The organism is Streptomyces sp. NPDC058796, from assembly GCF_042745235.1.
Lineage (GTDB): Bacteria > Actinomycetota > Actinomycetes > Streptomycetales > Streptomycetaceae > Streptomyces.
Map to the genome: position 1 here is coordinate 1,091,440 of NZ_JBHYOP010000001.1, position 25,812 is coordinate 1,117,251.

Sequence of the window (25,812 nt, forward strand, 5' to 3'; positions counted from 1 at the left end):
TCGCGCCCCAGGTGATCCGTCCCCGGACCAACGGGTCGCGCCCCCGGGCCGCGCCGTCTCGGTCCGTTCGGCCCCTGCCTATTCGGTCCGTGCCCGGGTCCTGGCCTATTCGGGCACCGAGGATCTCCGTCGGGTCCGCGTCGGTACTCCCGTGGGGGGCGAGGGGGCGAGTGCCGGCGGTACGCGGCGCGTCCGCCCACGTGGGCCCCGTACCCGGGCGACGGGTTTCCGCTCCCGCAGTACCCGCGCCGCGGCGCGCGGCGTCGTCGGCGCTCCCGCCGAACCACCCCGCGCCGGACCCGGCGGAGGCCGTTCCGGTCGTCGGGGTCTCGTCCGTCACCTGGAAGGGGCGGTCCGCCGGAAGCACCTCGGTGGCGTCGGCGTCCTGTCCCGCCTCCGGGAAATCACGCATCCCGGACACAGTCTCGGTCCCCTCCGGTTGGGCGTCTTTCTGCCAATTCTTCACGCGCACGCACTTCCCCCACGGGACGGTTCCGGGTGCGCATACGACCCCGAGCACCCGTCGGTCGAACCGGCCCCCACCAGGTTCGAGCGCCCCCTGTACCACACCGTGCTCAGGCCAAGAATGTAGCGCACGCGGAGGATGTGTGGTTGCCGCGTGTCAGTTACGGACGCACATCACAGCGGCGTCGGCGGCCGGAATCCACCCTCCGGCGGGCCGGCGGAGCCACCCGTTTTCGGCCGCGACCTGGGACGCCGCCCGGCGCAGCGCGTCCAACGCGGGGTGCACCAGCCCCTTTCGCCAGACGAGCGAGACCGGCGACAGCGGCACCGGACCGACGAGCGGGCGCACCACGGTCGCGGCCATGGCCGGAAAGCTCACCACGGCGAGTACCGGATTGCCCGCCTTGTCCATGATCCGCTGGAACTCCTCCTCCCCGACGGCCAGCGGAACGGGTGCGGCCACTTCAATGCCCCGTCCCTCGAACAGGTGGTGCGCGAGATCGGTCCACTCCGGCGTCCGCGGGTTCCCGGCCCCGGCGTACACGGTCTCGCCGGCGAGCGCGGCCAGCGGCACCTCCGGCAACGCGGCCAGCGGGTGGCCCTCCGGCAGGACGACCGCCATCGGCTCGCAGCGGACGGGCTGGTGGGCGAGTCCGGTCCGCAGCGCCGGGGCGAGGCCCGCGAAGCGGCCGAAGGAGGCGTCGAGGCGGCCGGCGAGCAGTTCCCCGGCGGCGTACGTCAGTCCGCTCTCGTAACGCGCCATCAGCTCCTGACCGGGCGCCAGTTCCCGGGCGCGCTCCAGGACCACGCGGCCGGTGACCAGACCTGGGGAGTTGAGGTCCACCAGCAGCGGGCGGGCCTGCCCGAAGGCGGCCAGGAGATCGTCCTGCGCCTGGAGGACGCGGCGGGCGTACGGCAGCAGCCGCTCGCCGTCGGCCGTCGGGGTCACCTGCCGGGTGGTGCGGACGAACAGCTCGGTGCCCAGCTCCCGCTCCAGGCGCCGCACGTCCCTGCTGAGCGCCTGCTGGGCGATGTACAGGCGCGCGGCGGCACGGGTGAAGTGGAGCTCCTCCGCGACGGTGACGAACGCGCGCAGGAGGCGGGGATCGAGGTGGGCCGGTGCGGGCATCCGGCGAATTTACAACGGGAGTGCGTCAATGGGTACGGAGAAGGTGTTGGACCCCGTGATCGTCACGGGGCGACGGTGAGTCCATGCCGCAATCGAACACCGCGCACCCGTCCCCGCAGTCCCCCCTCCTCGTCGTCACCGGTGACGCCCTGGTCGCCGCCGACTTCCGCCCCCGCACCCGGGACCGGCCGCCCGGCCCGTACCGGCGGCTCCTGTCCACACCCGGCGCCCGAGCGTTCACGATCGGGAATCTCATGGCCCGGACACCCATGGGCATGTTCAGCGTGAGCGCGGTCGTGATGATCGCCGGTACGCGCGGTTCGTACGCTCTCGCCGGCGCCGTCACCGCGACGGGACTGGCGGCGACGGCGCTCGTCGCCCCGTGGATCGCCCGGCTCGTGGACCGGCACGGCCAGGCGAGGGTGGCGGTGCCCGCCACGCTGCTCGCGGCCCTGGGCTCGCTCGCCCTGGTGCTGTGCGTCCGCCACGGCGCCCCCGCGTGGACCCTGTTCGCCGCGTACGCGGCCACCGCGACGACGCCCAACACCGGCGGCATGGCCCGTGCCCGCTGGGCGCACCTGCTGCCGGGCGACTCCGACGCCCTGCACACAGCGAACTCCTTCGAGCAGGCCGCCGACGAGCTGTGCTTCATGCTCGGGCCGGTACTGGCGGCGTTCCTGTGCACGGCGTGGTTCCCGGAGGCGGGCACCCTGGTGGGCGTGGTGCTGCTGGTGAGCGGCATGCTGCTGTTCGCCGCCCAGCGCTCGACCGAGCCGCCGGCCCGGCCGCGCCCGACGGCGAAGGCACCCCTCCGCGTGCCGGGCATCCCTCCGCTGCTGGCCGTCTGCCTGGCGACGGGCGGGGTGTTCGGGGCGATGGAGGTGGTCACGATCGCGTTCGCGGACGCACAGGGACACCGCGCGGCGGCCGGCGTGGTCCTGGCCCTGCAGGCCGCCGGTTCCTGCGCGGCCGGCCTGCTGTACGGCGCGCTGAAGCCGGCCGGGTCCGCCGAGCACCGCCTGCCGTGGTGCGTGGCCGCGATGACGGTCCTGCTGACCCTGCCGCTGCTCGCGGCGTCCCTCACCGGCTCCCTGCCGCTGCTGGCGCTCACGCTGCTGGTCGCCGGGACGGCGACGGCCCCGACCATGGTCACCACCATGACGCTGCTCCAGCACCGCACCCCGCGGGGCCGGCTGAACGAGGGCATGACCCTCGCGGTGACCGGTCTGCTCGGTGGCATCGCCTGCGGCAGCGCGATGGGCGGCTGGCTGGTCGAGCACGCCTCCCCCGCCACCGCGTACGGCATCCCGGTCACGGCGGCAGCGACGGCCCTGCTGCTCACCCTCCTGCCGACGCCCCGGCGGACGGCGCAAAAGTAGAAACGACGAGGGCGACGTGTGCTCGCGCTTTCACGCGAGCACACGTCGCCCTCGGTCTCGTGGAGATGGCGGGAATCGAACCCGCGTCCAACGGTGCGGAATCAGGGCTTCTCCGTGTGCAGTCCGCTTCGATTTTCTCGGCCCCGGAGATCACGCGGACAAGTCTCCGACGGGCTCAGTCACTGTTTGGTTTCCCTCTTCACCCCGTGACCGGGATCAAGGTTTAGTCCCCTAGCTGATGCCAGGATCCGGGTCGGGAACAGCCCCGGGCTGACACTCCCTTTAGTAGGAGGCTCGCTCTGCTACCTGAGATCAGGCAGCGAGGGCGAAGGCCTGCTGGGAGGAATCGCGCTTGGTGTTGGCGATTATTTTTTTCGGCCTGTGGTTTACGAGATCATGGCCGCTTCCTCGACACGCTTCCCCTGCTTCGACAGCCGCTGTCGAAACCGATCATCCCCATGTTGCGCTATTCAATTTTCAACACTTCAATCCACCGCACCCGCGTGGGGTGCGAGCACCATCGTACGTGACCAACGCGTACGGGTGCCAGCCTATTCCCGAGGGGCTCAGGCCCGCTGCTTGCGCCGGATCGCCGAGATCGTCCGTTCGGCCTCGCGCCGGTCCTGCTTCTCCCGCAGGGCCTGCCGCTTGTCGTACTCCTTCTTGCCGCGCGCCAGGGCGATCTCGACCTTGGCCCGGCCGTCCTTGAAGTACAGCGCGAGCGGCACGATCGTGTGACCGGTCTCCTGGGACTTGGCCTCCAGCTTGTCGATCTCCACGCGGTGCAGCAGCAGCTTCCGCTTGCGGCGGGCGCTGTGGTTGGTCCAGGTGCCCTGGCTGTACTCGGGTACGTGCACGTTGTGCAGCCACGCTTCGTGTCCGTCCAGCTGCACGAAGCCGTCGGCCAGTGAGGCCCGCCCCTGGCGCAGTGACTTCACCTCGGTCCCGGACAGCACCAGGCCGGCCTCGTAGGTGTCGAGGATCTGGTAGTCGTGCCGCGCCTTCTTGTTCTGCGCGATCAGCTTGCGCCCTTTTTCCTTAGCCATAGTGCGATCCATTTTGGCACTACGGAGGGGGGCCGGGGAAAGCCGATTACGCGGTCGGCCCGAGACCGCTCAGCACCGTCCGCGCCCGCTCCAGGGCGGCCGGGTCCGCCGGGTCGACCTCCAGGTCGGGCGTGATGCCCGTGCCGTCGACGCCGCGGCCCAGGGGGGTGCGGTAGTGCCCGACCGTCAGCTCGGCCACCGAGCCGCCGGGCAGCCGGCTCGGCATCTGCACCGAGCCCTTGCCGAAGGTGCGCGAGCCCAGGACAACCGCCCGTCCGCGGTCCTGGAGGGCCCCGGTGAGGAGTTCGGCCGCGCTCATCGTGCCGCCGTCGACGAGCGCGACCAGGGGTCTGGCGGTGTCACCGCCGGGCTCGGCGTGCAGCGCCCGCTGGTCGCCGTCGACGTCGTACGTGGCGACCAGGCCGCCGTCGAGGAAGGCGGAGGCGGCGGTGACGGCCTCGCTGACCAGCCCGCCGGAGTTGCCGCGCAGGTCGAGGACGACACCGGAGCCGGACGGCAGCCGCTCCACCTCGGAGCGCACCTTCTCGCCGACCCCCTTGGTGAAGGAGGTGACCCGGACGACGGCGGGACCGTCGGCGAGCCTGCGCACCGTCACGGGGTCGGTCGACAGCCGGGCCCGCCGCACCGTCTCGGTCCACGCGCGCGTGCCGCGTTCCAGGCCGAGGCGCACGGCGGTGCCGGCGGGGTCGTCCTCGGCGTCGCCGCGCAGTATGGAGACGACCTCGGTGACGGGACGCCCGTCGACCCGCTCGCCGTCCACGCTGCGCAGCCGGTCGCCCTCGCGGATGCCGGCCTCGGCGGCCGGCGAGTCGGCGCGCACCTCGGTGACCTCGATGCGGCCGTCGCGCTCGCGGCGCGCGGAGAGCCCGACGCCGGTGTACCGGCCGTCCAGGGCGTCCTCCAACTCCTCGTACTCGCCGCTGGAGTAGACGGCGCCCCAGCGGTCCCCGCTGCGGCTGACGGCGCGTTCGGCGGCCTCCACGGGGGACTTGCCGTCGGCCATCGCCTCGGCCGCCGCGCGGGCGACCTCCTCGTGCCGTTCGGCGGGAACGGCCGGGCGGGGCGTGCCGGAGGTGGTCTTCCGGTCGGACCCGGGGAGCGACCCGGTCGCCGCGCCCGCGACGAGCACGCCCGTGAACACCAAGGCCAGGGCGGCCCCGCGGCGTGGGCGGCGGGGCTGACAGAACAGGTCACGACCTGACATGCCGGTGAGTCTAGGACAACGCGAGAGGGCCGCACGGTCGCTTGCCCGTGCGGCCCTCTTGGTATGTGTCACACCTTCAGGTACTTGCGCAGCGCGAAGAACGCGGCCAGCGCCGGCATCAGCAGGCTCGTCGCCAGGATGAGCGGCAGCTTCGTCAGTACGGCGTCCCAGCCGATGAAGTTGATCAGGTTCAGCTTCTCGGACAGGGCCAGTCCGTGGTCGATGATGAAGTACCTGGCGGTCACCAGGAAGGCGCAGGCGACACCGCCGCCGATGAGCCCGGCGACGGCGGCCTCCATGATGAACGGCGCCTGGATGTAGAAGCCGGAGGCGCCGACCAGGCGCATGATGCCGGTCTCGCGGCGCCGGCTGAACGCCGAGACGCGCACCGTGTTGACGATCAGCATCAGCGCGACGACGAGCATCAGGGCCATCACCGCGCGGGCGGCCCAGTTCATGCCGTTGAGGAGCTCGAAGAGGTTGTCCAGGAGGCCCTTCTGGTCCTGCACGGACTGAACGCCGTCCCGGCCGTCGAAGGCGGTCGCGATGACCTGGTACTTCTCCGGGTCCTTGAGCTTGATGCGGTACGACTCCTGCATCTGGTCCGGCGTGAGCGAGCTGGCCAGCGGCGAGTCGCCGAACTGCTCCTTGTAGTGCTTGTACGCCTCGTCCTGCGACTCGTACGTCACCGTGTCGACCACGGCCATCTCGTCGAGGTCGGACTTGATCTGCTTCTTCTGGTCCTCGGTCACCGCGCCCTTGGCGCAGTTGGGGTCGGACTCGGCGTCGCTCTTGTTGCAGAGGAAGACCGAGACGTTGACCTTGTCGTACCAGTAGCCCTTCATGGTGTTGACCTGGTCGCTCATCAGCAGCGAACCGCCGAACAGGGCCAGGGACAGGGCGACGGAGACGATGACGGCGAAGGTCATCGTCAGATTGCGGCGAAGACCGACACCGATCTCCGAGAGCACGAACTGGGCGCGCATGGCGTCTCGTTAAGCCTTTCCGTTCCTCGTCGTCAGTGCTGGTAGCCGTAGACGCCGCGTGCCTGGTCGCGGACGAGGCGGCCCTTCTCCAGCTCGATGACGCGCTTGCGCATCTGGTCCACGATGTTCTGGTCGTGGGTGGCCATGATCACGGTGGTGCCCGTCCGGTTGATGCGGTCGAGCAGCTTCATGATGCCGACGGAGGTCTGCGGGTCGAGGTTGCCGGTGGGCTCGTCCGCGATCAGCAGCTTGGGCCGGTTGACGAAGGCGCGCGCGATGGCGACGCGCTGCTGCTCACCGCCGGACAGCTCGCCGGGCCTGCGGTCCTCCTTGCCGCCCAGACCGACGAGGTCGAGCACCTGCGGCACGGACTTGCGGATCTCGCCGCGGGACTTGCCGATGACCTCCTGCGCGAAGGCGACGTTCTCGCCGACCGTCTTGTTCGGCAGCAGGCGGAAGTCCTGGAACACCGTTCCCAGCTGGCGCCGCATCTGCGGCACCTTCCAGTTGGACAGGCGGGCGAGGTCCTTGCCCAGGACGTGCACCTGGCCGTGGCTGCACCGCTCCTCGCGGAGGATCAGCCGCAGGAAGGTGGACTTTCCGGAGCCGGAGGACCCCACGAGGAAGACGAACTCGCCCTTCTCGACCTCCAGGGAGACGTCCCTGAGGGCTGGGTGGCTCTGTTTGGGGTAGACCTTGGAGACGTTGTCGAATCGGATCACGGATGCACCACGGGTAGCCGGGGGTAGATGTGCGTGACCATACGCGAAGCGGGGAGCGGACCGCAGTCACCGGTCGGGGTTGCGCATCAGTTGCGCGTTTTGTCCTCGCCCGCCTCTGAACGGAGGGCGCGCGGGGCCCCTCGGAACCTGGCACAGTGGAAGGGGAACGTTCACGGCGGTGTGGGCGTTGTTCCGACGAAGCCGGTGGCAAGGAGGGCGAGCGCATGACGTACGACCGGTTGGTGTGCGCGAACTGCGCGGCGCCCGTGAGTGAGGGCCGGTGCCCGGTGTGCCGGGCGAACCGCGAGCGGCTGCAGCAGGGGAATCCCTTCGCGGGCCTGAATCCGACGACGTTGATCGCGCTGCTGGCGGTGCTGATCGCGGCGGTGGCCCTGCTGGCCCACCAGACCGTCTGACGCCCCCGGAGGGCGGCCAGGAGACAGGGAAGGGCCCGGAGCGCTCAGCGCTCCGGGCCCTTCGTGTGCGTGCGCGACGCGTACGCGGGTGACTACCGTCAGGCAGCCGCGCCGCGGCCGTTCATCAGACGCGGCAGCATGCGGAAGCCGATGCCACCGGCGATCATCGTCGCGGCGCCGACCAGCAGGAACGTGGTCTCCGCGGCGCCGGTCTCGGCGAGCTCCTCACCGCTGCCCTGGGCGGCGGTGTCGGAGGAGGCCGGGGCCTCCTCGCCGGTGTCGGTCAGGGCCGAGGAACCCTCGTCCTGGGTGACGTTGTCGTTGCCGCCGCCGTCGGGGGTGGTGCCGCCGGTGGTGTCGCCACCGTTGCCCCCGATGGAGCCGCCGTTACCTCCGGTGGAGCCGCCGGTGTTGCCACCGGTGGTGTCCGAGCCGCCGTTGCCGCCGGTGTTGCCGTTACCGCCGTTGTTGCCGTTGTTGCCGTTGCCGCCGCCGGTCTCGTTGCCACCGTCAGCGTTGCCGCCGTCGCCACCACCGTCGGTGTTGCCACCGTCGCCGCCACCGATCAGGCCGCCATCGGTGTTGCCGCCGTCGCCGCCACCGTCAGTGTTACCGCCGTCGCCGCCACCGATCAGGCCGCCATCGGTGTTGCCGCCGTCAGTGTTGCCACCGTCGCCGCCACCGATCAGGCCGCCATCGGTGTTGCCACCGTCGCCGCCACCGTTCTCGCCGGCGCCACCGTTCTCGCCAGTGCCACCGTTCTCGCCAGTGCCACCGTTCTCGCCACCCTCACCCGGGCACTCGGGGCCAGCGCCGATCTCGCAGCCCGGGTCCGGCTCTTCGCCCGCGGTGATGCCGATGTTGAACTCGAGCGCCGACGCGGCGCCCGCTGCGGTCAGCGAAGCGCCAGCGGCGATCACAGCACCAGCTGCAACGCGCGCGACACGAATCCGCGTCTTCTTCGTCATGTAGTTGCTACCCCCAGTAGCCGATTAGTCAGTGAGGCCGCACTCGGGGGCCGTGATCGACGGGGGTAGCTGCCTGCTGAAGTCCCCCGGTTCACATGCGCCCCAGAAATACGCATGCCGCGCCTCACCCTTACGAATGTTCAAAGCAACGTCAAGGCCGTTGCGTACGCGATGTCCAGGTAAGAGGCGTATGCCGGACACAAAGGGTGTGAGTGTGACGTAAAAGCCGGACAACACCGTCAAAGAAAAGGCAACCGCCCCCTAGATGGGGGCAGTTGCCTTGTCGACAAAGCGCCGTACGCGCTCCGCCCTACTTCTCCCGCTGCTTGCGCCAGCGAATACCGGCCTCCAGGAACCCGTCGATCTCACCGTTGAACACGGCCTCCGGGTTGCCCACTTCGTGCTCGGTGCGCAGGTCCTTGACCATCTGGTACGGGTGCAGGACGTACGAACGCATCTGGTTGCCCCAGGAGTTGCCGCCGTCGCCCTTGAGGGCGTCCATCTTGGCCTGTTCCTCCTGGCGGCGCCGCTCCAGCAGCTTGGCCTGGAGGACGTTCATGGCGGTGGCCTTGTTCTGGATCTGGGAGCGCTCGTTCTGGCAGGAGACGACGATGCCGGTGGGGATGTGGGTGAGGCGCACCGCCGAGTCGGTGGTGTTCACGCCCTGGCCGCCGGGGCCGGAGGACCGGTACACGTCCACCCGCAGCTCGGACTCGTCGATCTCGATGTGGTCGGTCTGCTCGACCACGGGGAGGATCTCGACGCCCGCGAAGGAGGTCTGGCGGCGCCCCTGGTTGTCGAACGGGGAGATGCGCACCAGGCGGTGCGTGCCCTGCTCGACGGAGAGGGTGCCGTAGGCGTACGGCGACTGCACGGCGAAGGTGGTCGACTTGATGCCGGCCTCCTCCGCGTACGACGTCTCGTAGACCTCGGTCTTGTAGCCGTGCTGCTCGGCCCAGCGCAGGTACATGCGCTGGAGCTTCTCGGCGAAGTCGGCGGCGTCCACGCCACCGGCCTCCGCGCGGATGTTGACCAGCGCCTCACGGGAGTCGTACTCGCCCGAGAGGAGGGTGCGCACCTCCATCTCGTCCAGCGCCTTCCGGACGGCCGTGAGCTCGGACTCGGCCTCCGCGCGGGTGTCCGGGTCGTCCTCCTCCTCGGCCATCTCGAAGAGCACGGCGAGATCGTCGATCCGGCCGCGCAGGGCCTCGGCCTTGCGCACCTCCGCCTGGAGGTGCGAGAGCCTGCTGGTGATCTTCTGCGCCTCGTCCGGGTTGTCCCACAGGGACGGCGCGGCCGCCTGCTCCTCGAGCACGGCGATGTCTGCCCTCATCCTGTCGAGGTCCAGGACGGCCTCGATCGACTCCATGGTCGAGGAGAGGGACTTCAGCTCTTCGGATACATCGACGACTGCCACGCATCCAGCGTAACGGTTCCGTCCACCGCTCTTCGCCGGGTCGTCACGGTGAGGGCGGCCCGCCCGGTCTCAGGGCGAGGCCGGTGCCGAGTTCCGCGTGTCCTGGGGGCCGGTGTCGCCCTCGTCGCCGTCCGTGGTCAGCCAGGTGCCGACCCCGACCGCCGCCACCAGGGCGGCCGCGCCGACGCCCAGGGCCAGCCGGCGGCGCCGCGCGGTGGCGCGATTGCGGGCCGAGCCGGGTCGCGGGGCGCCGGACGCGCGCGGGGCGCGGGCGGTGCCGCGGGCGCCGCCCGCCAGTTCGTCGGGGGCCGGTACGCGCATGGAGGTGTGCGTGTCGCGGTTGGAGTCGGCCGGTTTCGCGCCCGGGACCAGCGGCACCGCTCCCCGGCGCCGTACCGGCTCCCCGGCGGGCGCGGCGGGCCCCGGGGACACCGTGGCCTCCTCGGACGCCTCCGGCTCCTGCTCGGCGTCGGGCTCGTCCACGTCCAGCGGCCCCATGCCGGCCAGCAGGGGCAGCAGCTCGCGCAGCCGGGCGCCCAGCTCGGAGGCGCGCAGCCGGGAGGCCGGCGCCTTGGCGAGGCACTGCATGAGCAGCTGCCACAGCTCGTCCGGGATGCCGGGCAGGGGGACGACCGTCTCGGTGACGTGGCGGCGCAGTACGGCGCCGGGGTGGCCGCCGCCGAACGGGGTGAAGCCCGCGAGCAGCTCGTAGAGCACCGTGGCGAGGGCGTAGATGTCGACCGACGCGCGCGGGGGCAGGCCCTCGACGATCTCCGGGGCCAGGTAGTCCGGCGTGCCGATGATCTTCGTGGCGCGGGTGCGGCGCGGGGTGTCGATGAGCTTGGCCACGCCGAAGTCGGTCAGCAGGGCCGGGTGCGAGCCGCCGGGGCCGAGCGGGCCCTGCATGTCGAGCAGCACGTTCTCGGGCTTGACGTCGCGGTGCACGACCCCGGCGGCGTGCGCGGCGGCCAGGCCGTCGGCGACGTCGGCGACGACGGCCACCGCGGCCTCGGGCGCCAGGCGCCGCTCCCGGTCCAGGCGGGTGCGCAGGTCGGTGCCGCGGACCAGGTCCATGACCAGCGCGAGGTCGTTGCCGTCGACCACCAGGTCGCGCACGGAGACGACGTGCGGGTGCTCCAGGCCGAGCAGGGCGGTGCGCTCCTGCACGAAGCGGGAGACCAGCTCCTGGTCGGACGCGAGGTCCTCGCGCAGCAGCTTGATCGCGACGGGCCCCTCGGGTCCCTCGCCCAGCCACACCGTGCCGGCGCTGCCCCGCCCGAGGATCTGGTGGGCGGTGTACCGGCTGCCGATCTTCCGTGCCAAGACTGCTCCTACCGACGCGTGTTGCGTTTAAAAGTACGCGTCCGTGGAGCCGGCCTTCACCGGGGAGGCCGAAATCACCCGTGGGATGTCGACAAATCTCCAGACTCGCCGCCGGGGGCGTCGCCGGATCAGCCGCCGGTCGACGTCCCGCCGCCCGAGCCGCTGCCGCCGCCGAGCTCGCCGAACCAGTCGGTCACGGTGGTGAACCAGTCGCTGAGCTGCTCCCAGTAGCCCTTGCCCGTACCGATCCATTCCTGGAGCGGACTCAGCTCCCAGATCAGCCAGCCGGCCACGAAGAGGATGACGAGCGTGAACAGGCACCCCTTGAGGCAGCCGAGGCCGGGGATGCGCATCGGGTTGGCGCTGCGCTGCCGGGGCGGCCGGGGCTCGCGCCGGGGCGGCTGCGGCTCGGGCGTGGGCGGCGGGGCGTAGCGCTGCGGCTGGGGCCGGGGCGCCTGCTGGGGCTGCTGCGGCTGCGGCTGCGGGGTGGCGTACCGCTGCGGCTGCTGCTGCTGTGGGTAGCCGTAGCCGGGCGGCGGTCCCTGCGGGGCCTGGCGGGGCGGCTGCTGCGGCCGGGAGACCTGCCGCTGGGGGCGGCGGCGCAGCGGGTCCTGGTCCGGGTCGAGGTACTGGACCTGGGTCTGCTCGTTGCGGTCGCGGGCGGCGCGGAGCTGGTTCTGCCAGGGGTGCGGATCCTCGGGCCCGCCGCCCTGCCCCTGCCCGGGGCCGTCCGGCTGTCCCGGCGGCACGGGCGGCATGACGGCGGTCGGGTCGGCCGCGCCGCGGTTGGGGAGTACGGCGGTGGGGTCGGCGGCGCCCGCGGGGTCGCCGGTGTGCGGCAGGACGCTGGTGGCGCCGTTCGGGTCGTAGGCGCCGTTCGGGTCCTGGGCGCCGGGCGCGTTGTGCGGGAGCACCTGCGTGGGGTCGGCGGCGCCGGGGGCGCCCGGGACCTGCGCGGGCGCCGGGTCGGGGGCGAGGAGCGCGCCGACGTTCTCGGCGGCGCCGATCTGCGCGCTGGTCGCGTGCACGCCGATGCCCTCGGCGACGACGCGCAGGCCGCGGGCGAGGTTCTCGGCGCTGGGGCGTTCGTCGGGGTTCTTGCGCAGGCAGCGCTCGATGACCGTCCACAGCGGGTCGGGGACGGTGGAGGGGCGGCGCGGCTCGGCGCTCAGGTGCTGGTGCAGCACCTCCAGGGCGGAGCCGCCGCCGAACGGGGGCCGGCCGGTGACCAGCTCGTACATCAGGATGCCGGCGCCGTAGATGTCGACGGCGGAGGTCTGCGGGCGGCCCTCGGCGGACTCCGGCGCGACGTAGGCGGGGGTGCCGACGAACTCGTGGGTGCGGGTGAGGCCGGGTGAGTCGGCGAGGCGCGCGATGCCGAAGTCGGTGAGCATCGGGTGCATCTCGCCGCCGTCCTGCTTGAGCAGCACGTTGGCCGGCTTCAGGTCGCGGTGCACGACGCCGTCGGCGTGACTGGCGGCGAGGGCGTCGGCGACCTGGGCGGTGAGCAGGGCGGCGGCGACCGGGGTGAAGGGCCCGTTCTCGCGCAGGTAGCGGTGCAGGTCGGGGCCCTCGACGAGGTCCATGACGAGCGCCAGCAGCTCTCCCTCGACGACCAGGTCGCGGACCCGGACGATGTTGGGGTGGGTCAGCCGCAGCAGGACGGAGCGCTCCCGCAGGAAGCGCATCACGATGTCGGGGTCGCTCGCGAGCTCCTCCTTGAGGACCTTGATCGCGACGGTCTCGCCGGGCTGTCCGGCCACGGCGGCCTCGGCGCCCGCGGTCTCGCGCTGGCGGGCACGCCAGACGGTGCCCGTGGCACCGCGGCCGAGGGGCTCCTCGAGGAGGTACTTGCTGCCTACCGGCCGCACGTCATGCGCTCCCTGTTGCTTGCTGGCTGTTCGGACCCACTGTAGTGCCGTGGTCCCGGCACCGGGCTGTCGTCGTTCTGTGGGTTCCCATTGGTCCGCAGGTACGTCTTACGTTCCGCATCCGGCACCTGCTCAGGTGCGTGTGCGAGGGAAAGACGCGCGACCCGGTCTCTTGGTTGCCGAGCCCGGACGTGACCGATCTCAAGCGGACGCCGTTCGATCACCGGGACGGCACCTGTCAGGCACTTTTGCGGGCAGAGCCGACCAATCAAGATCATTTGGCGGCGGGCGGCGGGCGCGTTGTCAGTGGCAGGTGCGAGGATGCGTGCAGTACTGGCCGACGTGCTCGTGTGGCGGTGGGGGAAGTCCGCGGTGGGGGACCGTGGTGAACGGCTTCTGTCCCCGGCGCGCGGGCGCCCGCGCGAAGGGACCGCTGACGGCGATGCAGATCCGGCTGACCGTCGTAGACCCGCTGGGCCCGCCTGCTCCGGAGGGGGACCGCGCCGCGAGCTGCGACGTGCTGGTCACCGCACCGGCCGGCACCGCCCTGGCCGCGGTCGCCTCCGCCCTGGCCGCGGTGCTCCCGGGCGGTGAGGGCCCGGGCACCGGCCAGGTGGTGCTCTACGCGGGTGCGCAGCGGCTCGACGCCCAGCGCAGCCTCCTGGGCGAGCCCCCGCTGATCGACGGTGCCGTGCTCTGTCTGGGCGGCCCCGGCGAGCCCGACCCGCACACCGACCCGGCCGGCGCCCCGGCCCAGCTCCACGTGGTGGCCGGTCCCGACGCGGGCGGCGTCCACCTGCTGCACGGCGGGCAGATCCGGCTCGGCCGCTCCGCCGACGCCGACGTGGCGCTCGACGACCCGGACGTCTCCCGGATGCACTGCGCCGTGACCGTCGCCGCCGACGGCCGCGTCTCGGTCGCCGACCTCGGCTCGACCAACGGCACCACCCTGGACGGCGCCCGCGTGGGCGACCGCCCGGTGCGCCTCATCCCGGGGGCGCTGCTGCGGATCGGCGAGTCGGCGCTGCGCCTGGTGCCGGCCCGCCCGGCGGCGGAGGTGCGGCTGGCCACGACCGCGGACGGCGAGGGGCACGTACGAGTGCCGGCCTTGGCCTCGTCCTCGTACGACGCCGGGGACCGGGTGGCTCACGCCCGCGTGGCGGACGGGGCGGGGGCGCCGGGCGCGGCAGGTGACGGCGCCCCTGAGGGCAGCACCCCCGGCGCCGCGGGGAACCGCGCGACCGGCCACGACGGCGCCGCACCCGGCGGGACGCACGGTCTCCCCCACCCGCCCGGCGCGGCGGACGCCCCGACGGCGCACCGGCCGCGCCCCACCGGGCCGACCCACCACGCCGACGGCACGGCGGGCCCCGGGCCCGGCGCGGCCCCCGACGGCTCCGCCCAGGTGCCCGGCCAGGGCGGCGCACCGCGCATCGAGAGCCACGGCACCGGCCCGGTGGCGGGCGGACCCCGCCCGGCCCCACCGGCCGACGAGACACATGGCGGCGGGTTCGGGCCGGGCGCGGGCACGTCCGGGGCGCCGACGTACGGCACGGGCACGTACGGCACGGGCACGTACGACGCGGAGCCGCACGGTACGGCCGCGTCCGCCGCCGCGCGGCGCCCGAGCGTCCCCGGCCCGGGCGCTCCCGACGCGGGCTCCCTCGCCCCGGACGGCGGTACGCGGCGCAAGGGCACGCCCCTGCGCGGCACGGACGTCCCCCAGGGCGTGCGCAGGCGCGGCGGGCTCGGGGCCTGGGCGCGGCGCCTGGCCGGAGGACGCGGCGGTGCCCAGGACGAGGCCGGGCCCGGTCCGCACCCTTATGAGGCCGAGGCGCCCACCGCCGCGCCGACGGCCCCGGCCACCGGAGTCTCCAGCGCGCCGGAGACCTGGCCCGACCCCGCCTCGCTGCTGCTGACCGCGCTCGGACCGGGCCCCCGGCTGTGGGAGCGCGGCCCGGGCCACCCCGAGGCGCTCACCGTGCGGCTGGGTACGGCCGACCGGGTGGCGCCCGGCGGTGACGCGCCGCTGCCCGCGGTGCCGGTGACCGCCGGCCTGCGCGAGGTCGGGGCCCTCGGGCTGGCCGGTCCGCGCGGGCGGCTCGCCGGGCTGGCCCGCGCGGTGCTGGCCCAGCTCGCCGCGCTGCACTCCGCCGACGTGCTGGAGATCGTGCTGATCAGCGCCGACCGTTCCCGTCCGCTCGCGGACCGGTCGGCCGAGTGGTCATGGCTGGGCTGGCTGCCGCAGCTGCGCCCGGGACACGGCCAGGACTGCCGCCTGCTGCTCGCCTACGACCGGGAACAGGCCATGGCCCGCTCCCACGAGCTGCTGCGCCGCCTGGAGGACCACCTGGCGGACGCCCGGAACGGCGGCGCGCGCCCACCCGCCCCGGCGGCCCCCGCGACCGCGATTCCCGCCCAGCCCACGGCTCCCGAGCACGACACGCGGCACCCCGGTCCCCTGCCGCGGACGGACCCGCACACGGACACCGGCAGCTCCCGGCGGCCCTCCTGGGCGCGGCCGGACGACGGGTCCGACCCGGCATCCCGTTTCCCAGGCCCGTACACGGTTGTCGTCGTGGACGGCGACCCCGGCGGCGCCGACGTGCGGGAGGCGGTGGCGAGGCTGGCCGTGGAGGGACCGCGGGCCGGCGTCCACGTCGTGTGCCTCGCCGAGACGGCCGCCGCCTCCCCGACGTCCCCGGTGGCGGAGACGTACGAGGCGGCCTGCGCGGTGTCCCCCGTGTTCCGGGAGTGCGGCGCCGTGGCACTGCTCAGCGGCGACGTGGCGACGGCCCTGCGGCTGCTGCGCGTGGCCCGCACCGAGGCGTCCCCGAACGGCCGGGGCGGCCCGGTCGGCCACGGCACCCTCGGCACGGTGGACGCGGTCTCCCTCGCCTGGGCCGAGCGGTTCGCGCGGGCCCTGGCACCGCTGCGCACCGACCAGCCCGGCGGCGAGCGGCACGCGCGCGTGTCCGCACCGCTGCCGCAGGCCGCCCGCCTCCTCGACGAACTGGGACTCGCCCGGGCCACTCCGGCCTCCCTGATGGCACGGTGGGCGGACGCGGCCGACGACGCCCAGGCCCTGGGCGGACGCGCGCACGCCGTCCTGGGCGCCGGGCCGCGCGGTCCGGTCACCGTCGACCTCGCCGCCGAGGGGCCGCACCTGCTGGTCGAGGGCCCGCCCGGCAGCGGCCGCACCGAGCTGCTGCGGGCGCTCGTCGCCTCCCTCGCCTCCGCCGAACGCCCCGACCGGCTCGGGATCGTCCTGATGGACGGCCGGGACAACGTGGGCGCGGGCGGCGGGCACGGCGAGGGCCTGCGCGTCTGCACGGACGTGCCGCACGTCACGACGCACCTCACCGCCAACGACCCGGTCCGCATGCGGGAGTTCGCACAGTCCCTGAGCGCGGAGCTGAAACGGCGCGCCGAGCTGCTGGGCCGTTCGCACTTCGCCGAGTGGCACACCGGACGCGAGGTGTCGGGCCGGCTGATCGCCCAGCGCACCCACGCGGGCGGCGCCGCGGCCGGCGCGACGGCGGAGACCGGCGACGTCGACTCCCCGCCCAGCTCCACCCTGCGCCTGCGGCCGGGCGCCGCCCGGCGCCGCACCGCCGCCGTGCCGCCGCTCCCCCGCCTCGTCGTGGTCGTGGACGACCTGGACGCACTGGTCACTCCCCCGCTCGGTTCCCCCGGGCGGCCCGCCGCCGGGTCGGTGATGCGGGCGCTGGAGGCCGTCGCGCGGGAAGGGGAGCGCCTCGGTGTGCACCTGGTGGCCGCCACCGCCCCCGGGGGCCGCACGGCCCAGACGGAGCCTTCCCTGCGCGCCACCCTGCGGGTCACCCTCGACGCACCGGTGCCGGGCCCGGACGAACCGGCGCCGGGCCGCGGCCGGCTGGCCCGCCCCGACACCCCGACCACGGCGTTCCAGGGCGGCCGGGTCACCGGCCGCATCCCGCGGACGGCGACCCTGCGCCCCACGGTGGTCCCGCTGGAGTGGCACCGCATGGGTGACCCTCCCACCCGGCGGCCGGTGCGCGAGCTGGGCAACGGGCCGACGGATCTGGCGCTGCTGGCCAGTGCGTTGGAGCGGGCGGCGCGGGAGGTGTCGGCGGCGGAAGTGCCGTCACTCCTGTGACGCCGGTGATTCTCAGCCCGTCCCGGGGGTGCCCCTCCGCGGGAGTTCGAGGACGAGGCCGTCCAGGCCGGAGCGGGGGCCCGGGGCGGCAGCCCCCGGCAAGGCCCGCACCGGAGCCGGTTGCCCGGTCACGACGCGGTCACGAATCCCCGCTCGACAGCGGAGGCGCTCTTGCCGCCCTCACCCCCCTGGCGTACACCAGAGCGCACGGGACAGCGCCGAACGTTCGACGAGGAACGAAGAACGGGGCAGTGATGCGCACGAGCAGCACCATCCGGACACGCAGAACCGTCAACAAGGCCGGGAACGGCACCGCGAGGAAGACCACCAGGGCCGCCGCGTTCCTCGCCGCCGGAGCCCTCGCCCTCTCGCTCACCGCGTGCGGCGGAGACGACGATGGCGGCGGCGGCGACAAGAACGGTCAGGGAGACGGCGGCAAGGACCCGGCCGCCACCGTCTCCCTCCCCAAGCTGGACGGCGAGAGCCTGGAGGTCGCCGCCGTCTGGACCGGCGCCGAGCAGGAGAACTTCACGAAGGTCCTTGACGAGTTCGAGAAGCGCACCGGCGCCGAGGTGACCTTCGTGCCCGCACAGGACCCGATCGTCAACTTCCTCGGTTCGAAGGTGGCCGGCGGCGCCCCGCCGGACGTGGCGATGCTCCCCCAGCCCGGCGCCGTCAAGCAGGCCGTCGAGAAGGGCTGGGCCAAGCCGCTGGGCGCCGAGGCCACCAAGGAGCTGGCGGAGAACTACTCGCAGGGCTGGCAGGACATCGGAAAGGTCGACGGCAAGCAGTACGGCGTCTACTACAAGGCCGCCAACAAGTCCCTGATCTGGTACAACGCGCAGGTCTTCGAGAACGCGGGCGCGGCCGAGCCCAAGACCTGGGACGAGCTGCTGACCGCCGCCCAGACGGTCTACGACTCGGGTGTCACGCCGTTCTCCGTGGGCGGCGCCGAGGGCTGGACCCTCACCGACTGGTTCGAGAACGTCTACCTCTCCCAGGCAGGCCCGGAGAAGTACGACCAGCTCGCCAAGCACGAGATCAAGTGGACGGACCCGTCGGTGAAGGAGGCCCTGACCACCCTCGCCGAGATCTGGGGCAAGAAGGACTACGTGGCGGGCGGCGCGACCGGCGCGCTGCAGACCGACTTCCCGGCCTCGGTGACGCAGACCTTCACCGGCGGCGACCAGCCCAAGGCCGCCATGGTCTACGAGGGCGACTTCGTGCAGGTCAACATCGGCGAGACCGAGGCGGAGGTCGGCACCGACGCGAAGGTCTTCCCGTTCCCGGCGGTCGGCGACACCGCGCCGGTGGTCTCCGGCGGCGACGCGGCGGTGATCCTCCAGGACTCGAAGGCGGCGCAGGCGCTGGCCACCTGGCTGGCCTCCCCGGACGCGGCGGCGATCCACGCGGGGCTCGGCGGCTACCTCTCGCCGAACAAGAACCTGGACACGTCGGCGTACCCGAACGAGGTGCAGAAGAAGATCGCCGAAGCGCTGGTCTCGGCCGGTGACGACTTCCGCTTCGACATGTCGGACCAGGCCCCGCAGGCCTTCGGCGGCACGCCCGGCAAGGGCGAGTGGAAGGCGCTCCAGGACTTCCTGAAAAACCCGTCCGACGTCGAGGGCGCGCAGCGCCAGTTGGAGGCGGACGCGGCCGCCGCCTACGGAGGCTGACGCGATGGCGTCGGCCACGGCGGCAGGGGCCTCCCGGGGCCCTGCCGCCCCCAAGTCGCGCAAGAGCGTGACCGGCACCCGCAAGGCCGTGGCGGCCCTGTTCCTGCTCCCCGCCCTGGTGCTGCTCGGCGCGCTCGTGGTGTACCCGATCGGGTACTCGCTGATCCGCAGCTTCTACGACCAGTCCGGCGACTCCTTCGCCGGGCTCGACAACTACCAGGCGCTCTTCACCGACGACGGCATCCGCACCGCGCTGAAGAACAACGTCATCTGGGTGGTGTTCGCGCCGACGGTCGCCACCGCCCTCGGCCTGATCTTCGCGGTGCTGACCGAACGGGTGCGCTGGGGCACGGCGTTCAAGCTGGTCGTCTTCATGCCGATGGCGATCTCGATGCTGGCGGCCGGGATCATCTTCCGCCTGGTGTACGACCAGGATCCCGACAAGGGCGTCGCGAACGCGGTGTGGGTCGGGGTGCACGACACGTTCGCCGAGTCGTCGGCGTTCCCGAAGGCGCACCCGGGCCGCGAGTCGCCGCTGGAACCGGCCGGCGGCGGCGCGTTCATCACCAAGGAGCCGGTGAGCACGGGTCGGACCGTCGTCCTGCCCCTCGTCGGCGTCGCACCCGACCAGATGCCGGACGGCGCGGAGAAGGCCGTACCCCCGGAGCCCGAGGACGGGAAGGTCACCGGTACCACCTGGCAGGACTTCACCCGCGGCAAGGGCGTCGGGCAGCTCAACGGCGTCGACGCCGCCGAACTCGGCTACGCCGGGATGAAGATCGAGGCGGTGAAGGACGGCGAGGTCGTCGCCTCCACCACGGCGGCCGGCGACGGCACCTTCACCCTCCCCGCGGCGGCCGACGGGGCGCAGCTCCGGCTCCCCGCCGACAACTTCAAGGAGCCCTACAACGGCCTGAGCTGGCTCGGCCCGTCCCTCGTCACCCCCGCCATCATCGGGTCGTACGTGTGGATGTGGGCGGGCTTCGCGATGGTGCTGATCGCGGCGGGGCTCGCCGGCGTCCCCCGGGAGCTCCTGGAGGCCGCCCGGGTCGACGGTGCCAACGAGTGGCAGGTCTTCAGACGGGTGACGGTGCCGCTGCTGGCGCCGGTCCTCGCGGTCGTCGTCGTCACCCTGATGATCAACGTGCTGAAGGTCTTCGACCTGGTCTTCATCATCGCCCCGGGCTCCTCCCAGGACGACGCGAACGTCCTCGCCCTGGAGCTGTACCGCAAGGGCTTCGCCTCGGACCAGCCTGGCGTCGCCAGCGCCATCGCGGTGTTCCTGCTGCTCCTGGTCATCCCGGTCATGTGGTTCAACGTACGGCGGCTGCGGCGGGAGGTGCGGCGATGACCGCTCAGGCGGGTTCCCTCACCGAGGCGGCACCGGCGCCCGACGGCGGCGCCGCCGTCAGGGCGAGGCGGTCACTGGGCTCGCGACTCGCCGAGGGCGTCAGCGGCGGGCTGGTCCGAGTGTTCCTGATCGTCGTCGGCCTGTTCTGGCTGGTCCCGACGATCGGCCTGCTGCTCTCCTCGCTGCGCACGCCCCGGGACATGGCGGGGAGCGGCTGGTGGGAGGTCTTCACCAAGCCGTCCCAGCTCACCTTCCAGAGCTACGAGGAGCTGCTGAAGAACGGCGACATCACCTCCTCCCTCCTCAACACCGCGCTGATCACGGTCCCGGCGACGGTCCTGGTCGTGGTCATCGGATCGCTCGCGGGGTACGCCTTCGCGTGGATGGACTTCCCGGGCCGCGACTGGTGGTTCCTGGCCGTGGTCGGACTGCTCGTCGTCCCCGTCCAGGTGGCCCTGATCCCGATCGCGGAACTCTTCGGCGAGATCGGACTGTTCGGGTCGGTCGTCGGCGTGGTCCTCTTCCACGTCGGCTTCGGTCTGCCCTTCGCGATCTTCCTGCTGCGCAACTTCTTCGCGGAGATCCCCAGGGAGCTGCTGGAGGCGGCCCGGCTGGACGGCGCGGGCGAACTGCGGCTGTTCGTGCGGGTCGTGATGCCGCTCGGCGGGCCCGCGATCGCGAGCCTCGGCATCTTCCAGTTCCTGTGGGTGTGGAACGACATGCTGGTCGCGCTGATCTTCTCGGACGCCGGGAGCCAGCCGATCACGGTCGCCCTGCAGACGCAGGTACGGCAGTTCGGCAACAACATCGACATCCTGGCGCCGGGCGCCTTCATCTCCATGGTGATCCCGCTGGCCGTGTTCTTCGCGTTCCAGCGGCAGTTCGTCTCCGGCGTGATGGCGGGCGCGGTCAAGTAAGCGGAGGAAAACCACCCTTGAGGGGGCGGGCCGGTCACCGGCTCGCCCCCTCTCCGGCCTGCGGGTGGTCCCCCGAATGCCGCAGGGACCGTAACCAAGTCACTCCACTGGCCGTTCCCGGGCCGAACGCCCGCGCCGATCCCGCCGACCCATGGATGTCCCCGTGCCCAGGTTCAGTGTCATCGTCCCCGCGCACCAGGTGCAGGCGTATCTGCCCGCATGCCTGGAATCGGTGCTGTCCCAGTCGTACCCGGACTTCGAGCTGATCGTGGTCGACGACTGCTCTCCGGACGCCTGCGGCGAGATCGCCGACGAGTTCGCGGCCCGCGACGCCCGGGTGCGCGTCCTGCACCTGCCGCGCAACGGTGGGCTCGGCCCCGCCCGCAACGCGGGCATGGAGCGGGCCGGCGGCGACTACCTGGTCTTCCTCGACGGCGACGACACCCTCACCGCCCACGCGCTGCGCGCGATCGCCGACCGGATCAAGGAGACCGGGGAGCCGGACGTCCTGGTCTACGACTACGCGCGGACCTACTGGCCGGGCGAGGCGGTCCGCAACCAGGCCGCCGCCCACCTCACGGAGCGGGGCCCGGCGCCCTTCCGGCTCACCGACCGGCCGGAGCTGCTGAAGCTGCTGATGGTGGCCTGGAACAAGACGGTGCGGCGCGAGTTCGCCGAGCGCGAGGGCTTCACCTTCCCGCCGGGCTACTACGAGGACACCCCGTGGACCTACCCGGTCCTGATGACGGCGGAGTCCATCGCCACCCTGGACCGGGTCTGCGTCCACTACCGGCAGCGCCGCCACGGCAGCATCCTGGGCACACCGAGCGAGCGTCACCTGGACGTCTTCGCCCAGTACGACCGGGTCTTCGCGTTCCTGGAGTCGGACCCGGAGCTGGCCCGCTGGCGGCCCGTGCTCTACCGCCGCATGGCCGACCACCTGACGACGGTGTTCACCCGCCCCGACCGCGTCCCGCGCCGGCTGCGCGCCGAGTTCCTGCGCCGGGCCCGCGTCCACTGCCGCCGCTACCGGGTCCCCGGCGCCCCCGCCCCGCGGCCCGTGCGGCTGCGCCACGCCCTGCTCCGGCTGGGCCTCGGCCGCACCTGGCGGACCCTGCGGCTGGCCTCGTCCCTGCGCCGCCGGACGGTGAAGGCCACCGCCCGGCTGCTGCGCGCCGCGCGAGCGCTCACCCTGCGCGCCCACTACCGCGTCCAGCGCTGCCTGCCCCTGCGCGACCGTGCCGTCTTCGCCGCCGGCGGCGACAGGGGCCACGGCTGCAACCCGGGCGCGCTGGAGGAGGCGTTCCGCGACCTCGCGCCGCACATCCGCACGGCGTGGGCCGCCGCCCCCGCGCACCACCACACCATCCCGACCGGCACCCGCCGCCTGACCCCCGGCACGGCCGCGTACTGGACGGCGCTGGCCCGCTCCCGCTACCTGGTGCACAACGCCGCCTTCGACGCGGGCCTGGTCCGGCGCGAGGGCCAGGTCCTGATCCAGACGCAGGCCGGGACGCCGCTCAAGCACATGGGCCTGGACCTCCGGGAACGCCCGGCCGCCGCGGGCCGTACCGACTTCGCGCGGCTGCTGCGCGAGGCCGGCTCCTGGGACTACGTCGTCTCCGCCAACCGCCACTCCACCCTGACCTGGGAACGCGTCCACCCCGGCCGCTACACCACACTGGAGTACGGCCAGCCCCGCACCGACGTGTTCCAGCGGGCGAGGCCCGCGGACGTGGCCCGGCTGCGCGAGGCCCTGGGCATCCCGCAGGACACGGTCGCGATCCTGTACGCGCCCACCCACCGCGACTACCGGCGCACCCAGCGCGCCGCCCTGGACCTGGAGCGCGTCGTCACCCGCCTCGGCCCGCGCTTCATGGTGCTGGCCCGCGCCCATCCCCGCCACGGCGGCCCGCTCGCCGAGTCCGCCGGCCGGGTCCTCGACGTCAGCGGCCACCCGAGCGTGGAGTCCCTGTGCCTGGCGTCGGACGTCCTCGTCACCGACTACTCGGCACTGATGTTCGACTACGCGGGTCTGGACCGGCCGATCGTGATCCACGCCGACGAGCCGGAGGCGTACGAGGCGGCTCGCGGCACCTGCTTCGACCTCGGCGGCTTCCCGCCGGGCGCGATCGTCCGGGACGAGGACGAGCTGATCGGGGTCTTCGCCGGCGGGCACTGGCGCGGCGCCCGGTCCGCGCAGCTCAGGGCCGCTTTCCGGGAGCGGTTCTGCCCGCACGACGACGGGCGCGCCGCCGAACGCGTCGTACGCCGCGTGGTGCTCGGGCAGACGGACCTCCCCCCGGTCGTGCCGCTCGCCGAGCGCCGTCCCGCGCCCTCCGCGGCGGCCGGCCTCGCCCGCGCCCCGCTGGCCACCGTGCCGCAACCGGCGGGGCCCCGCACCGTCACCGACAGCCTCTGACCGCCGTTTGTCCACTGGGAGTCCACATGCCCCGCGGCTCGTCGCGGCCCGCTCCGTCCCGGCCGCCCGTCCGGCGGCCCTCGGGACGACCGGGCCGGCCGGCCCTGCGGGACGGCTCCCGACGGACCAGGACAACGAGAGAAAGAGCAGCATGCCCCGCTTCAGCATCATCGTCCCGTCCCATGGGGTCGCGGGGCGGCTCTCCCAGGCGCTGGATTCGGTACTCGCCCAGGCCTTCGGCGACTTCGAGCTGATCCCGGTGACCGACACCGCGGACCGGGCCGTGGCGGACGTCGTCGGGGAGCGCGCCGAGCGGGACTCCCGGGTGGCGCCGGTGCACTCGCCGCCGTCGGCCGGCCTGGCCGGGGCGCGCAACACCGGGATGCGGGCGGCGACCGGCGCGTACCTGCTGTTCCTCGACGGCGACGACGTCCTCGTCCCGGGCGCGCTGGCGGCACTGGACGGGCGGCTGGCGGACACCGGCGGCGTGGACGTGCTGTACTTCGAGCACGAGCGGATGCCCTGGTGGGAGGGCGAACCGGCCAATCCGGCGGCCCCGCTGCTGGCCAAGGCCCCGGAGGGCGCCTTCGCCCCGGAGGACGCCCCGCACCTGACCGGCGTGCACCTGCCCGCGTGGAGCGCGGTCTACCGCCGCACCTTCCTGACCGAGCGGCGACTGGCCTTCCCCGACGGGCACTTCACCGACGTCGGCTTCGGTGCCCTGGTCGCGGCGCGCGCCGAGCGGGTGACGGTGCTGCGCTCCGTCGTCGTACGCCACCGGGTCCGGCGGCAGGGCAACCGGCTGAACCTGCCCGGGGAGCACCACGCGGAACTCCTGGACCAGGCCGAGCTGGCGCTCGCGCACGCGGCCGAGCGGGGGCTGCCGGACGAGCGGCGCGGACCGCTGTTCGAGCAGCTCTTCGCCGCGATCCTGAAGACGGCCACCCATCCGCGGCGCCTGACCCGCCGGGAGCGCCGGACCTTCTTCCGCCGGGCGAGCCGCCTCTACCGCCGCCACCGCCCCGCCGGTTTCCGCACACCGGGCGGCCGGCTCGGCGTGCAGCACCGGCTGCTGGCGTCCGGGTCCTACGCCGGCTTCCGCGCCCTGCGCGCCGCCAACCGGGCGGCCGGGGGCGTCCTAGGGCTCCTGCCGCGCCCGCACGGGCTGCGCACCCGCCTGCGCTACCGCCGCCACCTGCGCCGTCCGCTGGACCCGAACCTCGTCGTGTACTGCGCGTACTGGGGCCGTGGCTACGCCTGCAACCCGGCCGCGATCCACGCCAAGGCCCGCGAACTCGCCCCGCACCTGCGCTCGGTGTTCCTGGTCGAGCCGGACCAGGCGCACACCCTGCCGAAGGACGTCGACCACGCCGTCATCGGCAGCCGCCGCTACTGGGAGGTGCTGGCCCGCGCCAAGTACCTGGTCAACAACGCCAACTTCGCCGAGGGCGTCGTCAAGCGCCCCGGCACCGTGCACGTGCAGACCCAGCACGGCACCCCGCTGAAGACCATGGGCGTCGACCAGTCCACGTATCCGGTGGTGGCGGCCGCGAGCGGCAGCTTCACCAAGCTGCTGGGCCGCGTGGACCGCTGGGACTACAACCTCTCCGCCAACCGCCACTCCACCCGGATGTGGGAGCGCGCCTACCCCGGCTCCTACGAGCAGCTGGAGTACGGCTACCCGCGCAACGACGTCTACTGCACGGCGACCGCCGAGGACGTCGCCCGCGTCCGGCGCGGACTCGGCGTCCCGGAGGGCAAGACGGCGGTCCTCTACGCGCCCACGCACCGCGACTGGACGGCCGGGTTCGGAGCGGGCGCCCTGGACCTGGAGGCCTTCTGCGAGGCGGCGGGCGAGGACGTGGTCGTACTGCTGCGTGCCCACTACTTCTACGACCGGGGCGGCAGGCGCGCCCGCACCGGCCGGATCATCGACGTGACCGCGCACCGCTCGGCCGAGGACGTGTGCCTGGCCGCCGACGCGCTGGTCACCGACTACTCGTCGATCATGTTCGACTACGCCAACCTGGACCGGCCGATCGTCGTGTACGCCGACGACTGGGAGGTCTACCGGGAGACCCGCGGCGTCTACTTCGACCTGATGGCGGCCCCGCCCGGACCGGTGGCGCGCACCCCGGAGGAGCTGGCCCGCGTCTTCCGCGACGGCACCTGGGCGGACCGTGGGTCGGCGGCGCTGCGGGCCGCCTTCCGGGAGCGGTTCTGCGAGTTCGACGACGGCCGGGCCGCCGAGCGCGTCGTACGCCGGGTGCTGCTGGGCGAGCCGCCCGAGTCGCTGCCGCCCGTGGTCCCGCTCGCCGAGCGTGTCCCGGCCCCCGCCGCCACCCTCGTGAGGAGCTGATC

General features: G+C 73.3%; 17 protein-coding genes and 1 other RNA gene. 8 read left to right on the forward strand and 10 right to left on the reverse strand.

What is annotated here, in order from left to right; all coding sequences use genetic code 11:
- Nucleotides 1–622: 622 nt before the first annotated feature.
- The gene (locus ACFW47_RS04900; protein WP_386288971.1) at nucleotides 623–1,594 is read right to left on the reverse strand and encodes a LysR family transcriptional regulator; all 972 of its coding nucleotides are present in this window, start codon (nucleotides 1,592–1,594) and stop codon (nucleotides 623–625) included.
- Between the two features lie 83 nt (nucleotides 1,595–1,677).
- Here ACFW47_RS04900 and ACFW47_RS04905 point away from each other — a divergent pair, with 83 nt between their 5' ends.
- Nucleotides 1,678–2,973 carry an MFS transporter gene (locus tag ACFW47_RS04905; protein WP_386304788.1) on the forward strand — a complete coding sequence of 432 codons (1,296 nt, stop codon included), beginning with the start codon at nucleotides 1,678–1,680 and terminating at the stop codon, nucleotides 2,971–2,973.
- 57 nt (nucleotides 2,974–3,030) lie between these two features.
- Here ACFW47_RS04905 and ssrA read toward each other — a convergent pair.
- The 5 genes from ssrA to ftsE all read right to left on the reverse strand — a co-directional run bounded on the left by ssrA (nucleotide 3,031) and on the right by ftsE (nucleotide 6,952).
- Nucleotides 3,031–3,431: a transfer-messenger RNA gene (gene ssrA, locus ACFW47_RS04910) on the reverse strand.
- 108 nt (nucleotides 3,432–3,539) lie between these two features.
- Complete coding sequence (gene smpB, locus ACFW47_RS04915; protein ID WP_272586117.1) at nucleotides 3,540–4,019, reverse strand: SsrA-binding protein SmpB; 480 nt, start codon at nucleotides 4,017–4,019, stop codon at nucleotides 3,540–3,542.
- 46 nt (nucleotides 4,020–4,065) lie between these two features.
- Complete coding sequence (locus tag ACFW47_RS04920) at nucleotides 4,066–5,244, reverse strand: S41 family peptidase (protein ID WP_386288548.1); 1,179 nt, start codon at nucleotides 5,242–5,244, stop codon at nucleotides 4,066–4,068.
- Between the two features lie 68 nt (nucleotides 5,245–5,312).
- Nucleotides 5,313–6,230, reverse strand: a complete 918-nt coding sequence (ftsX, locus tag ACFW47_RS04925) for a permease-like cell division protein FtsX (RefSeq protein WP_043372428.1) — start codon at nucleotides 6,228–6,230, stop codon at nucleotides 5,313–5,315.
- Between the two features lie 32 nt (nucleotides 6,231–6,262).
- Complete coding sequence (ftsE, locus tag ACFW47_RS04930) at nucleotides 6,263–6,952, reverse strand: cell division ATP-binding protein FtsE (protein ID WP_043372426.1); 690 nt, start codon at nucleotides 6,950–6,952, stop codon at nucleotides 6,263–6,265.
- A 224-nt stretch (nucleotides 6,953–7,176) separates the two neighbouring features.
- Between ftsE and ACFW47_RS04935 the strand changes: the two genes are divergently transcribed.
- Nucleotides 7,177–7,368: a hypothetical protein gene (locus ACFW47_RS04935; protein ID WP_386288546.1), complete on the forward strand. Its 192-nt coding sequence runs from the start codon at nucleotides 7,177–7,179 to the stop codon at nucleotides 7,366–7,368.
- A 98-nt stretch (nucleotides 7,369–7,466) separates the two neighbouring features.
- Here ACFW47_RS04935 and ACFW47_RS04940 read toward each other — a convergent pair whose 3' ends face one another.
- From ACFW47_RS04940 to ACFW47_RS04955, 4 genes are all read right to left on the reverse strand, one after another.
- Complete coding sequence (locus ACFW47_RS04940) at nucleotides 7,467–8,336, reverse strand: hypothetical protein (protein WP_386304789.1); 870 nt, start codon at nucleotides 8,334–8,336, stop codon at nucleotides 7,467–7,469.
- A 310-nt stretch (nucleotides 8,337–8,646) separates the two neighbouring features.
- The gene (gene prfB, locus ACFW47_RS04945) at nucleotides 8,647–9,753 is read right to left on the reverse strand and encodes a peptide chain release factor 2 (RefSeq protein WP_382721213.1); all 1,107 of its coding nucleotides are present in this window, start codon (nucleotides 9,751–9,753) and stop codon (nucleotides 8,647–8,649) included.
- Between the two features lie 69 nt (nucleotides 9,754–9,822).
- Nucleotides 9,823–11,076, reverse strand: a complete 1,254-nt coding sequence (locus ACFW47_RS04950; RefSeq protein WP_386288542.1) for a serine/threonine-protein kinase — start codon at nucleotides 11,074–11,076, stop codon at nucleotides 9,823–9,825.
- 128 nt (nucleotides 11,077–11,204) lie between these two features.
- Entirely contained in the window at nucleotides 11,205–12,947 is a 1,743-nt protein-coding gene (locus ACFW47_RS04955) for a serine/threonine-protein kinase (RefSeq protein WP_386288540.1), read from the reverse strand.
- Nucleotides 12,948–13,389: 442 nt separating this feature from the next.
- On the opposite strand from ACFW47_RS04955, the gene ACFW47_RS04960 reads away from it, so the two are divergent.
- The 6 genes from ACFW47_RS04960 (at nucleotide 13,390) to ACFW47_RS04985 (ending at nucleotide 25,810) form a co-directional block, all read left to right on the forward strand.
- Nucleotides 13,390–17,085, forward strand: coding sequence for an FHA domain-containing protein (locus ACFW47_RS04960; protein ID WP_386304838.1), 3,696 nt, complete (start codon nucleotides 13,390–13,392; stop codon nucleotides 17,083–17,085).
- A 254-nt stretch (nucleotides 17,086–17,339) separates the two neighbouring features.
- Complete coding sequence (locus ACFW47_RS04965) at nucleotides 17,340–18,761, forward strand: ABC transporter substrate-binding protein (protein WP_386288538.1); 1,422 nt, start codon at nucleotides 17,340–17,342, stop codon at nucleotides 18,759–18,761.
- 4 nt (nucleotides 18,762–18,765) lie between these two features.
- Nucleotides 18,766–20,112, forward strand: coding sequence for a carbohydrate ABC transporter permease (locus ACFW47_RS04970; protein WP_386288536.1), 1,347 nt, complete (start codon nucleotides 18,766–18,768; stop codon nucleotides 20,110–20,112).
- Nucleotides 20,109–21,029, forward strand: a complete 921-nt coding sequence (locus ACFW47_RS04975; RefSeq protein WP_386288535.1) for a carbohydrate ABC transporter permease — start codon at nucleotides 20,109–20,111, stop codon at nucleotides 21,027–21,029. Before ACFW47_RS04970 ends, ACFW47_RS04975 begins: the two co-directional genes overlap by 4 nt.
- Before the next feature lie 163 nt (nucleotides 21,030–21,192).
- A complete protein-coding gene (locus tag ACFW47_RS04980; RefSeq protein ID WP_386304791.1) occupies nucleotides 21,193–23,451 on the forward strand; it encodes a CDP-glycerol glycerophosphotransferase family protein in 2,259 nt (752 codons plus the stop codon).
- 151 nt (nucleotides 23,452–23,602) lie between these two features.
- Nucleotides 23,603–25,810 carry a CDP-glycerol glycerophosphotransferase family protein gene (locus tag ACFW47_RS04985; RefSeq protein WP_386288531.1) on the forward strand — a complete coding sequence of 736 codons (2,208 nt, stop codon included), beginning with the start codon at nucleotides 23,603–23,605 and terminating at the stop codon, nucleotides 25,808–25,810.
- Nucleotides 25,811–25,812: the final 2 nt, after the last annotated feature.